The sequence below is a fragment of the Streptomyces sp. NPDC007983 genome (assembly GCF_042958345.1).
Taxonomy (GTDB): Bacteria; Actinomycetota; Actinomycetes; order Streptomycetales; family Streptomycetaceae; genus Streptomyces.
In genome coordinates this window covers 165,342-177,567 of record NZ_JBIBJI010000007.1, presented here as the reverse complement: position 1 = coordinate 177,567, position 12,226 = coordinate 165,342, and the positions used below count along the sequence as shown (strand labels likewise).

The window sequence follows — 12,226 nt, the reverse complement described above, 5'->3', positions numbered from 1 at the left end:
GCGGCTGGTCACCTCTCCCCGCTCAGCAGCTCTTCGAGCGACATGACCAGCCGCCGGCCGGCCTCGCGCCGTTCGCCGCGCAGCGCGGCCAGGGCCCGCGCCAGCCCGTCGACGCCCGGACCGTCCAGACCGTCCAGACCTTCCGCGCCCAGCCCCTCCATGCCCGGTGCGCCGGGCCCGTCCTCCGCCGGGCGGGTCCGGCGGCCGTGCCGTACCAGCCGCAGCGCCACCGACGCCTGCGCGCTGAAGAGCGCCAGCAGGTCCATGGCTGCCAGGGTGGTCCGTATCTCCCGGCTGCGGTCGAGGACTTCGAGGACGCCCAGCACCTCGTCCCCGTGCAGCAGCGGCGCGGCCATCAGCGCCCGTGGGACGTAGTCGGTGGACTCGGCGAGGTCGCGGGCGAAGCGCTCGTCCTCGTCCACGTCATCGACCTCGATGGGCTGACGGGACTGCAGCACCCAGCCCGCCACCCCGCGCCCCGCCGGGAAGCGGCGGCCGACGAGGTCGCCCTCCCCCTTGCCGGAGACGGCCTCGAAGACCAGGGCGCCGTCCGCCTCGTCCAGCAGGAAGATGGAGCTGGCCTGGGCCTCGAAGATGGCCCGCGCGGTCTCCACCACGGACTGCAGCAGCAGCCGGTGTTCGGCCTCGGGCTCGTACTGCTGGTCCTGCCCGTCCCGCTCGTCCTGCTCGTACGCGGTCATCTAGGCCCTCCTGACGTTGGCCGAGGCGAGGAAGAGCGCCTGCTTGACCTGGAACGGCGTCATGTCCGGGTGCTTGCCGAGGATCCGGGCGCACATCCCGGCCACATGCGGGGTCGCGAAGCTGTTGCCGGTGCAGCGGCGGGTGGTGCCGCCGGGCCAGGCGGCGGGGACGCGGACGCCGCGGGCGAAGAACTCCACCGGCGGGGCCGGGTTGTAGAGCAGCAGCTCGGAGCGGTCCTCCTCGTGGCTGCCCACCGAGATCACCGAGGAGAACCGCCATGGGAAGCTCTCCACCGGCATGTTGTGCGCGGAGGCGACGAGCAGGCTGCGGCCGAAGTAGGCGCGGTCGGCGATCTCGTGCAGGGCCTGGGCGAACTCCGGCCGGGTGGTGGACAGGCTCATGTTGATCACGTCGTAGCCCTGGTCGACCGCCCAGCGCACGCCCTCGATCAGCGCGCCCCCGCTGCCCCGGTAGCCCGAGCGCAGCACCTGGACGCTGTGCAGTTCGCACTCCGGGGCCATCCTGCGGATGATCGACGCGCAGGCGGTGCCGTGTCCGCAGGAGTCGCCCCCGGTGTCCGCCACGACCTCGTTTCCGCCGCCGGCCGCCTCCCGGACCGTGTGCGAGGACGCGACGGGGCCCACCGAGGGGTGGCCGACGTCGACCCCGCTGTCCAGGACGCACACCCGCACGCCCCGGCCGTCGGCGCCGCCCCAGGCCCATTCGGCCCCGTCCGCGCCCGCCCAGTCGGTGCGGACCTCGATCTCGGCGCGGTCGCGGCCGAGGAGGCTCCAGGTGAGCCGTGCTCCGGTGGCCGTCATCCGGCGTCACCTCCCAGCGCGGCGGCGAACGCCGCGGCCCGTTCCGCCCCGACCAGATGGCCCTTGGCGGTGAAGTGGCGCCGCGCCTCACCGGCCGCCGCCACCGCCTCGGGCGCGCGGCCGAGCGCGGCGGCGGCCTGCGCCCGGTCGAACTCGGCACCGGCCAGGCACACCGGCGAATCGGTCCCGCGGGCCGCGTCCAGGGCCGCCGCGAGGTGGTGGGCGGCGATGGCCGCGTCGCCGCCCGCCGCGGCCAGCCGGGCGCGTATCCCGTGGACGTCGGCGGCGGCCGCGGGCAGCGCGTCCAGGTCGGTGCCGAGCAGCCCGCCGACCAGCCGCGCCACCTCGTCGTCGGCACCACCCCGGGAGAGCAGCACCCGGGCCAGATCGCGGGTCGCGGTGGCGTGCAACTGCCCGTCGCCCAGCCGCTCCAGCTCGTCGCGGGCGGCGCGCAGCAGCCGTATCGCGTCGTCCCAGCATCCCGCCGATTCCTCCACCGTGGCCTGGAAGAGATGGACGGCCGGTACGGCGAAGAGGTGGCCGAGGTCGCCGAGGGTGCGTACGGCGTCGGCGAGCAGCCGCCGCGCCTCGGTGTGGTCGCCGCGCATCGCCAGCAGGGCGGCCATCGGGCAGGACACCGTGGCCCGCGCCATCCGGCGCCCGGCGAGCAGATCGTCCAGGGACCCGGCGCAGCGGCGCAGCGCCACGGGTGCCGGTTCCGGGCCGAGCCACAGGGACACGGCGAGCGCGCCCAGGCTTCCGGCGCGCTCCAGACCGGCCCCGGCGCGGACCGATTCGTGCAGGGCGCGGGTCAGATAGCGGGCGGCCTCGCCGTGCCGGCTGCGGCTCTGCCGCTCCTGGCCGATGGCCAGCCAGGCGCGGGCCAGGCCGAGCGCGTCGTCCGATCCGGTGAAGACGGCGACCGCGTCGCGGGCCACGTCGAGGACGGCGCCGAAGCCGTCCGCGCCCGGCTCCAGATAGGCGAGCTGGAGCCGGACCCGGGCCTCGACGCCCCGGTCGCCCGCGGCGCGCGCGTCGATGAGCAGCTGCCGCAGCGCGCCGACCGCCTCGGCCGCGTCCCCGGCGGCCAGCCGCGCCTCGGCGAGGGCGGTCCGTACGGCGAGACCGGCGTGGGGCTGGGGTTCCGGGAGGGCGTCGGTGAGGGCGAGCGCCCGGCGCAGCAGGTCGACGGCCCAGCGGACGTCGCCGCGGCCGAGCGCCGCGGTGCCCGCCGCCGCGAGGTGGCGGGCGGCGCGGGCGCCGGTATTCCGGGCGGTGGCGTCGGCGGGGCCCAGGTCCAGCCGCAGCCGGAACGCCTCCTCCAGGTGGGTGCCGATGGTGTGGTGGTCGGAATGCTCCTCGGTCTGCTCCCCGTTCTGCTCTTCGGTCTGCTCTTCGGTCTGCTCTTCGGTCTGCTCTTCGGTCTGCTCCTCGGGGGCGTGTTCGGCGTGGTATTCCGCGAACCGCTCGTGCTGCCGGGCCCGCACCAGCTTGGACATGCCGCTGTAGACCTCGTCGCGGATCAGCTGGCTGACGAAGCGCCAGCGGGCCGCGCCGGGCTCCGCCGGGGCGGGCGCTCCGGCGGCCTCCAGGAGGCGGCGGCGCACCAGCGTGCGGACCGCGTGCTCGACCGGACCGTCCCCGGCGGGCAGCAGCGCGGTGAGGTCGGCGGCAGTGAACTCGGCGCCGGTGACGGCCGCGCACTCCAGCACCGCCCGTTCGGCGGGCTCCAGCCGGTCCAGCCGGGCGGCGACGACGGCCCGCACCGACGGGGGTACGAAGCGGGGGTCGTCGCTCTCGCTGACCATCCCCACGATCTGCTCGACGAACAGCGGGTTGCCCTCGGAGCGGTGCACCAGCCGCTCCACGATCCGCTCGTGTGCGGCGGCGGCCGTGTGCGGTACCACCTCGGGGTCGTGGGCGCCGTCCGGCTCGTACAGCCGCAGCACCAGTTCGCGGCAGTCGTCGGCGGCGAGCGGCGGCACCACCAGCGCGGTGGCGTTGAGCTTGCCGCTGCCCCACTGGGGGTTCCGCTCCAGCAGCTCGGGCCGGGCGACGCACAGCAGCAGCACCGGCGCGCCCTGGACCCAGTCGGCGAGGTGGTCGAGCGCGCCGAGCAGGTCCTCGTGCGCCCAGTGCAGATCGTCCACGACGGCGACCAGCGGACGTGTGCCCGCCAGCGCGGTGCACAGCAGTTGCAGCGCCCAGCGGGTCTCGTCGAAGGAGGTACCGGAGACGCCGGTGCGGGCGAGCCGCGCCAGCGCGGTGGCCGCGTCCCGTTCGGCGTCCCCGCCGCCCAGCACCTCGGCCAGCCGCGCCCGGGGGTTCGCGCCCAGCGCCTGGGTCAGCAGCGGTGCGAGCGGGGCCAGCGGCCCGGCGCTGCCGTACGGCGGGCAGTGGGCGCCCGCGACGAGCGCGCCGTCGCGTTCCGCCTCGGCCGCGAACGCGCGGGCCAGCCTGCTCTTGCCCACGCCCGGGTCGCCGAACAGGGTCACCAGATGGCACGAGCGGTCGCGCACCACCCGGGCGAACGCCATGCGCAGCTGGGCCAGTTCGTCGCCCCGGTCGACCATGGGGACGCCGGGCGGCCCGGCGAGCGTCCGCGTCTGCGGCCGGATCCCGGTCAGCCGCCAGGCGGGCACCGGCTCGGACTTGCCCCGTACGGTCAGCGGCTCCACCGGGACGGTCTCGGCGTGTGCCGCGATGAGTCCGTGGGTGTCGGCGCCGACGAGGATCTGCCCGGCGGGGGCGTGCTGTTCGAGCCGGGCGGCGACGTTGACCGCCTCCCCCGAGACCAGGGCGTGGCCCGCGTCGGCGGCGCCCGAGGTGACCACCTCGCCGGTGTGGATGCCGATGCGCACCGCGATCCGGGCCCCGGTCTCGCGCTCCAGCTCCTCCCCCGACGCCTCGACGGCGGCCAGCATGTCCAGGGCCGCGCGGGCGGCACGCAGCGCGTCGTCCTCGTGCACGACGGGGATGCCGAAGACGGCCATGACCGCGTCGCCGATGAACTTCTCCACGGTGCCGCCGTGCCGCTCCAGGCAGGAGCGCAGCAGGTCGTAGTAGCGCAGCATCACATGGCGCAGCGCCTCCGCGTCGAGCCGCTCGCTGAGCGCCGTGGAGCCGACCATGTCGCAGAAGACGACGGTGATGGTCTTGCGGCTCATGTCGTGCACGGCGCCCCCTTCGTGATGGCGGCCGACGGGTCGCGGCGGGCCGGGCTCAGAAGAGGACCCCGCCGATGATGGGCTCCCCGCTGTGCGCCTCCACCTCGTCGGCGGTGGCGTGGAGCCGTAGCTGTACGGAGATCAGCAGGTCGGCCTCCTCGTCGCTGAGTCCGTGGAGCGCGTCGAGCTGCCCCGGGGTGAGTGCGTCGACGGGGAACCCGGCGGCCCGCAGGGCGTCCAGGCGCTGTGTGTCCGGCATGGTGTCGGCCCTCCCGGTGGGTGGTGGGGGTTGGTCGTCGTCCCGGTGCGGGTTCGGGTGCTCGCTCGAGTGCTCGCTCCGGCGCCGTACGCGCGTGCCGTAGAGCCAGACCACCGCTCCCAGCGCCGCGAGGGCGGGCCCGGCGGTCAGGAACACGAAGCCGACGCCCGCCCAGTCGGCGAGCGCCGCGCCCAGCGGCGGGGCGGCGAGTTGCAGCAGCACCGGGAACGCGTTGGCGATCGCGGTGACCCGGCCGGTCAGCTCCGGGGGCGTCTCGCGGTGCAGTACGTACGGGAAGACGACCATGATCCCGGCGGCGGCGAAGCCGAGCACCCCGGCGATCGGCATCCACAGCCAGACCATGCCGTGGGCGTCGAGGCCGAGGCCGGTGCCGATGCCGCTGACCGCCGCGCCGACCACGATCTGCGCCACGCCCAGCACCACGAACGGCCCCGCCCGCATGACCCGCCCGCTGATCGCCAGGGTGCCGAGCGCCGCGCCGAGCCCCACCGCGGCCACCACATAGCCCAGGGACGATTCGCCGACGCCCAGTTCGCGCATGGCCAGCGGGGAGAGGGTGTCGAAGGTGAGGACGAGGAAGAGGGTCGCCGCGACGCTGCCGATCAGCGCGATCAGCGCGGGGGTGCGGGCGATGAACCGCATCCCCTCGGCGATGTCGGCGCGCAGCCCCGTGCGCCCCGCGGACTCCTCCGCACCGTCCGGCGCGGCCGCCTTCGGGTCCGGCCGGGGTGGCAGTCGTACGGCGGACAGCAGGACCGCGGAGACGACGAACGTCGCCGCGTCCACGATGAACGCCGCCCGCACCCCGAAGCCCGCGATGAGCAGCCCGCTCAGCGCCGGTCCCGCCACCTTGGCGGCCTGGTTGGTGAAGACGGTGAGCGACATCGCGGAGAGCAGATCCGCCTCCGGGACGACGGAGCGCAGCGTGGACTGGTGGACGGGGGTGAACAGGGCCCCGAACGACACCTTGCACACCACGAGCACCAGCAGCACCTGCAGATTGGGCGCGGCGAGATAGCCGAGCGCCAGCCCCGCGCGGATCACATCGCAGCCGACCAGCACCCGTATGCGGTCGCTCATCCGGTCGGCCAGCGCCCCGGCCACCGGGGCGAGCGCCACCATCGGAACGGCCACCGCCACGCTGAGCGCGGCGAGCGCGCCCGCGCCGTGGCCCCAGGTGTAGGTGAGGAGGACGACGAGGGCGAGATAGTCCAGCCAGTCCCCGACGCTGGAGATCGCCTGGCCGCCGTAGAGCAGGCGGAACGGGCGGTGGCGCAGGGCGGCGGTGAGCGAGAGCCGGTCCATCACGCGCTCCCCGTGTCTCGTCGCGTGAACCGGTCGGCGAGTGCACCGAAGGCGGCGACCAGCAGCTGAACGGTGTTCAGGGCGGACACGCCCACCGCGCGCCGCAGCCGGGCGTCGAGCGGCAGGGTGTCGAGCAGCCGGCGCAGGGCATCCCGGTGGCCGGGGTCCTCCTCGGCGTGGCGCGCGAGGGTGCGGAACGCGGCGCGCGGATGTCCGGTGCGCGCGCGTAAGTGCTCGGCCGCCCGGGGGTGCGGAGGATCGCCCTCCAGTACTGCGATGTAGCCGAGCAGGCAGACCGGGTGGAGCTGCCGGATCCAGAAGTACTGGGCGCCCACCAGCGCCGCGACCGGTGCGGGCGGAATCCGCCGCCAGGGCTCGCCGGGGTCGTGGCCGAGGGCGGCCAGGTCCTCGCACACCCAGATGTCATGGCCCCGCTCCTCGGGGATGTGACGCGCCCAGTACGGCACGAGCGCGGCGGCCACCGGGTCGGCCGCCCGGTCGGCGAGCTCCCGGCTGCGGGCGGCGGCGGCCTCCATCACGGGGACGGTCGCGCGGATGATCTGGTGCGTCAGATGCAGGTATTCGGGATAGACGGCGGCCGGGTCCGGCACCGCCCAGACCCGGGCCAGGGTCGCCCGCAGCCCCGGCCGCAGCAGCCCGATCCTGGCGTCGAGCGCGGCGCCCGCCGGGGTCATGACGCACCTGCTTCGTGCCCAAGAGCGGCAAGCTCCCGATACCCCTCGGTCCCGTAACGCCGCAGAAACGCCTCCGCCCCGCCCTCGCGCACCACCTCGTCGAGCCGCCGCTCCACCACCCGCACCCCCGGCCGTTCCAGCAACGCCCCCACCCGCGCGGCGGTCCCCGGCTCGCCCAGAGCGCTCACGCACGCCGCGCAGTAGCCCTCGCAACCGGCGCCCGCGAGCGAGGCCAGATGGCGCGGGCCGAAGGCCCGGATGCCGCGCAGCAGCGGGCGGCTCAGCTGGCGTGCGCGGATCGTCGCCCAGTCGTCGCGCGCGATGTGCCCCAGCCGCAGATGGGCGGGGAGGCGGCCGAGGGCGGCGGCGTCGACCACGTCCTGGTTGCAGCAGGCCGCCACGGTCCCGTCGAAGCACACCACCGGCCACGCGGCGAGCGAGCAGGGGGCGGGCACGCTGCGGTGGGCGACGGCCTCGGCCCCTTGCTCCGGCAGCCAGGTGCGGGCGCGTCCGGCCCGCCGTACGACGGTGACCAGGATCGGCACCCGGTCGTCCAGCTCCCGGCGGATGTCCTCGGCGGCCTGCCGCAGATACGGATCGTCGGGCGTGAGCCCGGTGAGCTGGACGCTGACGTCCTTGCCCTCGTCCAGGAGCCGCCGCAGGACGCGCAGCACGGCGGCGCGCGGCACCTGGCGTTCGTGGAAGGCGTCGACGCTGGCCGCGAAGTGGTCCACCGCGTCGATGGCCCGCCGCACCGGTGCGGGCGTCCGGCCCCGGGCCGCGAAGAACATCCCGGACAGCAGCTGGGTCCGGCCCCCCACCTCCCGTACCCGCTCCGCGATCTCCCGGACCAACTCCGGCCGCAGCAGCGGTTCACCGCCCGTCAACAGGACATACGCGGGGCGGTCGCCCGGGGTGAACGTCCCGACGAAACGCTTCAGCACGGCGGCGTCGATCTGCTCGCTCCCCATCGTGGAGGCGGTCGAGCAGTGCGCGCAGGCGAGCGGGCAGCGCCGGGTGACGGTCAGCAGGACCGCGGCCGCCGGTTCGGCACGGGCCGCGAGCAGGTCGAGCAGATGCACGGGACCACTCCCCCCGGTTCCGGCCTGTGGTGTTTGCCCCGAGGGCAGCTTGGGCCCGGCCGCTTGGGCGCCGGTTTGCGGGCGGTTGCACACCTCTTGCGCCCTCCGGCGACGCTTCCGGAGCACCCGAGTCCTCAGACGTCTGATGACTTCTGTTAGAGTCCACGACGCCATCGGACCTGATCAACAGCCTGCCGGGAGGGACGAGATGGCGAAAGCCTCACGGCTGCGGCACGGGCGCGTGGTGCCGCAGGTCGAAAGCGCCCTGCGCGCGATGCTCGCCGAGGGGCGCTGGCGCCCCGGCCAGCGCCTCCCCAGCGAGGTGACCCTCGCCGCCGAACTGGGCGTCGGCCGCTCCTCCGTGCGCGAGGCCGTCCGGCTGCTGGCCCACGACGGCCTGCTGGACGTACGCCACGGCTCGGGCACCTTCGCCGCCACGGAGCCGCCGGAAGCGCGCGACGTACGGCAGCTGCTGCGCCGCGCCCGGCTGCTGGAGGTCTACGAGGTCCGCCGGGCCCTGGAGGTGGAGGCCGCCCGGCTGGCCGCGCGGCGGGTGCGCCCCGAGGACATCACCCGGCTCACCGACGACCTGAAGCGCCGCCAGAAGGCCGCCGGAGCCGGGCCCGCCGCCTTCGTCGACGCCGATCTGGACTTCCACCGCACGGTCGTGGAGCTGTCCGGCAACGCCGTGCTGCTCGGCCTGTTCACCTCCGTCCTGCCGGCGCTGCGCGAGGAGCTGATCGAGATGGTCGTCCACGAGACCGGTCTGCCCGATCTGACCTGCGCCCATACGGCGCTGCTCGACGCCCTGGCGGACGGCGACCCCGACGCCGCGATCGCCGCCACCGTGAAGAACCTGGAGTCCGTCATGACGCTCATCGCCGAGGAGGCACGATGACGACCGGCACCCCCGTCCTGAGGGCCGACGACGTCGATGTGGTCCGCGACGGCACCCCTCTGCTGCGCTCGATCTCGCTGACCGTCCGCCAGGGCGAACACTGGGCCCTGCTCGGCCCCAACGGCGCGGGAAAATCAACTCTGCTCGGCCTGCTGGGCGCGCACGCCCACCCCACCCGGGGCACGGTGGAGGTGCTGGGCCGCACCCTGGGCCGGGTCGACCTGCGGGAGCTGCGCGCGTACGTGGGCCATGTCGACCCCCGGCATCCGCTGCGCTCCCCGCTGCGGGCGCGGGACGTCGTCCTGACCGGGCTCACCAACACCGTCGAGCCGGTCCCCCGCCGCCACCCCGACCCCGCCCAGCGCGAGCGGGCCGAGCGGCTGCTGACCACCCTGGGCATGGCCGGCAAGCTCGACGCGCGCTGGCCGACGCTCTCCCAGGGGCAGCGCGGCCGGGTGCTGATCGCCCGGGCCCTGATGCCCCGCCCCCGGCTGCTGCTGCTCGACGAACCCGCCACCGGCCTCGACCTGGCCGCCCGCGAACAGCTGCTGGACAGCCTGGACGCCCTGCGGCTCGCCCACCCGGAACTGGCCACGGTCCTGGTGACCCACCACCTGGAGGAGCTGCCCGCGTCCACCACCCACGCCATGCTCCTGCGCGGCGGGCAGTGTCTGGCGTCGGGCGCCGTGGACGAGGTGGTGACCACCGACACGATCACCACGTGCTTCGACCACCCGGTCCGCATCACCCGCACCGACGGCCGCTGGACGGCCCGCACCGTGCGGTCCCCTCATTCGGACGCCGGCGCGGCCATCGCCGCAGCCGGTTCGGGTGCCGGCCGGTAGATGCCCCGCACGCCGTGGGAGCGGGTCAGCTCATCGTCCACCCTCGCATGGCTCGCTGGGAACCGAAGGAGGCTTCACCGAAGCGATGCTGCGGGTGCCGTGTCATGCGGGCTGACTGACAGTGGTGTGCGTGGCGCGGTACTGACCGGGAGGCATACCCACCGCCCTGCGGAAGACGCGGCTGAAGTCGTCGGGACGGGGAAACCCCCACCGGGCGCCTATGGCGTGGACGGGCACATCCTGCTTGGCCGGATCAGCCAGGTCCTTGCAGCAGTGACTGATACGTCGGCGCCGAACGAAGTCGCTCACGGTGGTTCCCTGCTCCTGGAAGATGCGCTGCAGGTACCGCAGGGAGATCTGGTGCGCGGAGGCGATCACGGCCGGTGACAGGGGATAGCCGAGGTGCTCCTCGATGAAGGCGCTGATCCGTAGGAACAGCAGACCCGGCCGGGTGGCAGACGCTGCTGCCGGTGAGCCGTCGAGGTGGTGAGACAGTATGGCCGTGACTAGATCGATACCGATGCCTCCGAGCTGGACTAGCGTTGTTCTGGGCATGGACGAGAAGGCAATAATCGGCGACGTCCCGCAATCTCCCTCCCAGCGCAGCGCGGGCGGGGCTCGTCGGCGCCCGGGTCGTACGCGAAGTCGCCGCCGCGGGCTGGGAGACCACCGCACTGGACCGGGACGCCGATCACACTGGAAATTCCAGCCTCGCCGGGGGCTGGGTTTCTTGGGGGACGACCCCACCCGGTTTCGGGGTTTTCCCGGAGTGTGCCGAGATGTCCGCCGCCCCTATCGTGCGGGCATGTCAACTTTCAGAGCCTTCGCGGTATGTGCGGCAGTGCTCGCCGCCACCGCGACGACCACCGCCGCCGCCGACCCGGACCCGTTAGCCCGCTTCCGCAGCCAGCACGCCGACTGGCACGCCTGCACTCTCGGCCCCGGCGACGAGCTCGGCCAGAAGCTGGACGCCGCCGGCGCCGACTGCGCCGACATCACCGTGCCGCTCGACTATGCCGAGCCCGGTGGTCGCACCATCACCGTCGCCATATCCCGCCTGAAGGCCACCGATACCGCCCACCGCGTCGGCCCACTGCTGCTCAACGACGGAGGACCGGCCGGCCCCAGCCTCCACATGCCACTGACCAAGTCGGAGGTGATGGGAGAGGCCGCCGACCGCTACGACCTGATCGGCATGGACCCACGCTTCGTCGGCCGGAGCACCCCGCTGGACTGCGGCTGGGACCTCGGCTCGGCCCCCCTGCGCTCCGCGGGCGCGAACCGGGCGGCGTACCGCCAGGAGGTCGCCGTCGCGCGCGACCTGGCCGGGCGGTGCAAGCGCGCCCACGGCGACGTGCTGCCGTACGTCACCACCCGCAACACCGCCCGCGACATGGATGTCATCCGCGCCGCCCTTGGGGAGGAGGCCCTGTCCTACCTGGGCTACTCCTACGGCAGTTACCTCGGCGAGGTCTACACCGAGCTCTTCCCCGACCGCACCGGTCGCATGGTGCTCGACGGGGTCATGTCCCCTGAGCACTACAGCCCCACCCTGCTGCGCGGCGCCGAGGCGGCCAACGAGGAGGCCCTGCGCGCGTGGGCGTCCTGGGCCGCCGCACGGCACGCCACCTACCGGCTGGGCGCAACGCGCGGCCAGGTCCTGGCGACCGTGAGGCACATCCTCGACGCCGCCGCGCAGAAGCCGCTGCGGATCGGGGAGGAATACCTGCTGGACGAGCACGTCCTCCCCGCCGTCCTCATCGGCGGCCTCGGCAGCGACCTCGACGAGCAACGCGCCAAACTGGCCGCGACCGTACGGCTGCTGGCGCACGCCGCGGACCGGGAGCCGGTCGAGCCGTCCGAAGCGCTCGCCGGGCAGCTGGAGTTCCTGCTGACCGGGGCAGGCTCGGCCCCCGCCAGCCAGATGACCGCGATCGTCTGCGGCGACGTCGCCGAGCGGCGCGGCGTCGGCAGCTACTGGCGCGCGGTCCAGGCCTCCCGCGAACGGTTCCCCCTCGCCGGGCCGCTGTCCAACAACATCACCCCCTGCGAGTTCTGGGACCGGCCCGCCGAGGCGCCGACCGTACTCGACAACGACGCCCCGGCCCTGCTCGTCAACGCCACCGGCGACCCCCGCACCCTCTACGCCGGCGCCCAGGCCATGCGCGAGCAGTGGCCCAGCTCCCGCCTGCTCACCGTGGACGGCGCCCGCCAGCACGGCCTGTACGGCGAGTACGGCAACGCCTGCGTCGACGAGCGCGTCAACGCCTACCTGCGCACGGGGCGGCTCCCCGCGCACGACCTGACCTGCGAGGCGTAGCCCTCCCTGGCAGCGACATTCGGCATCGCGGGCGGAGCTGACGTCACCGGGGCGCGCACACCGAGACCGGCCTCGGGGAACATCGGTGCAGTACCAGCGAGAACGATCATG

General features: G+C 74.5%; 10 protein-coding genes. 3 read left to right on the top strand and 7 right to left on the bottom strand.

Going from position 1 to position 12,226, the window contains the following annotated elements; all coding sequences use genetic code 11:
• Positions 1–8 precede the first annotated feature (8 nt).
• The 6 genes from ACFZCY_RS23400 to ACFZCY_RS23375 are packed head-to-tail and all read right to left on the bottom strand — an operon-like array spanning position 9 to position 8,052.
• A complete protein-coding gene (locus ACFZCY_RS23400) occupies positions 9–701 on the bottom strand; it encodes a GAF domain-containing protein (RefSeq protein ID WP_391176437.1) in 693 nt (230 codons plus the stop codon).
• Positions 702–1,523, bottom strand: a complete 822-nt coding sequence (locus ACFZCY_RS23395; RefSeq protein WP_391176434.1) for a S8 family serine peptidase — start codon at positions 1,521–1,523, stop codon at positions 702–704.
• Positions 1,520–4,690 carry an adenylate/guanylate cyclase domain-containing protein gene (locus tag ACFZCY_RS23390; RefSeq protein ID WP_391177208.1) on the bottom strand — a complete coding sequence of 1,057 codons (3,171 nt, stop codon included), beginning with the start codon at positions 4,688–4,690 and terminating at the stop codon, positions 1,520–1,522. Before ACFZCY_RS23390 ends, ACFZCY_RS23395 begins: the two co-directional genes overlap by 4 nt.
• Before the next feature lie 55 nt (positions 4,691–4,745).
• Positions 4,746–6,275, bottom strand: coding sequence for an MFS transporter (locus ACFZCY_RS23385; protein ID WP_391176431.1), 1,530 nt, complete (start codon positions 6,273–6,275; stop codon positions 4,746–4,748).
• Complete coding sequence (locus ACFZCY_RS23380) at positions 6,275–6,970, bottom strand: iron-containing redox enzyme family protein (RefSeq protein WP_391176427.1); 696 nt, start codon at positions 6,968–6,970, stop codon at positions 6,275–6,277. The genes ACFZCY_RS23385 and ACFZCY_RS23380 overlap by 1 nt, the downstream gene beginning before the upstream one ends.
• Positions 6,967–8,052, bottom strand: coding sequence for a radical SAM protein (locus ACFZCY_RS23375; RefSeq protein ID WP_391176424.1), 1,086 nt, complete (start codon positions 8,050–8,052; stop codon positions 6,967–6,969). Before ACFZCY_RS23375 ends, ACFZCY_RS23380 begins: the two co-directional genes overlap by 4 nt.
• Positions 8,053–8,260: 208 nt before the next feature.
• On the opposite strand from ACFZCY_RS23375, the gene ACFZCY_RS23370 reads away from it, so the two are divergent.
• Both ACFZCY_RS23370 and ACFZCY_RS23365 read left to right on the top strand, forming a co-directional pair.
• Positions 8,261–8,950, top strand: a complete 690-nt coding sequence (locus ACFZCY_RS23370; RefSeq protein WP_391176420.1) for an FCD domain-containing protein — start codon at positions 8,261–8,263, stop codon at positions 8,948–8,950.
• Positions 8,947–9,795 carry an ATP-binding cassette domain-containing protein gene (locus tag ACFZCY_RS23365; RefSeq protein WP_391176417.1) on the top strand — a complete coding sequence of 283 codons (849 nt, stop codon included), beginning with the start codon at positions 8,947–8,949 and terminating at the stop codon, positions 9,793–9,795. Before ACFZCY_RS23370 ends, ACFZCY_RS23365 begins: the two co-directional genes overlap by 4 nt.
• A 102-nt stretch (positions 9,796–9,897) precedes the next feature.
• On the opposite strand, the gene ACFZCY_RS23360 is transcribed toward ACFZCY_RS23365, so the two are convergent.
• Positions 9,898–10,350 (bottom strand): helix-turn-helix domain-containing protein, encoded by a 453-nt coding sequence (locus tag ACFZCY_RS23360; protein WP_391176414.1) that lies wholly within the window; start codon positions 10,348–10,350, stop codon positions 9,898–9,900.
• 250 nt (positions 10,351–10,600) lie between these two features.
• Here ACFZCY_RS23360 and ACFZCY_RS23355 point away from each other — a divergent pair, with 250 nt between their 5' ends.
• Positions 10,601–12,115: an alpha/beta fold hydrolase gene (locus ACFZCY_RS23355; RefSeq protein WP_391176411.1), complete on the top strand. Its 1,515-nt coding sequence runs from the start codon at positions 10,601–10,603 to the stop codon at positions 12,113–12,115.
• The last annotated feature ends 111 nt before the right edge of the window (positions 12,116–12,226 follow it).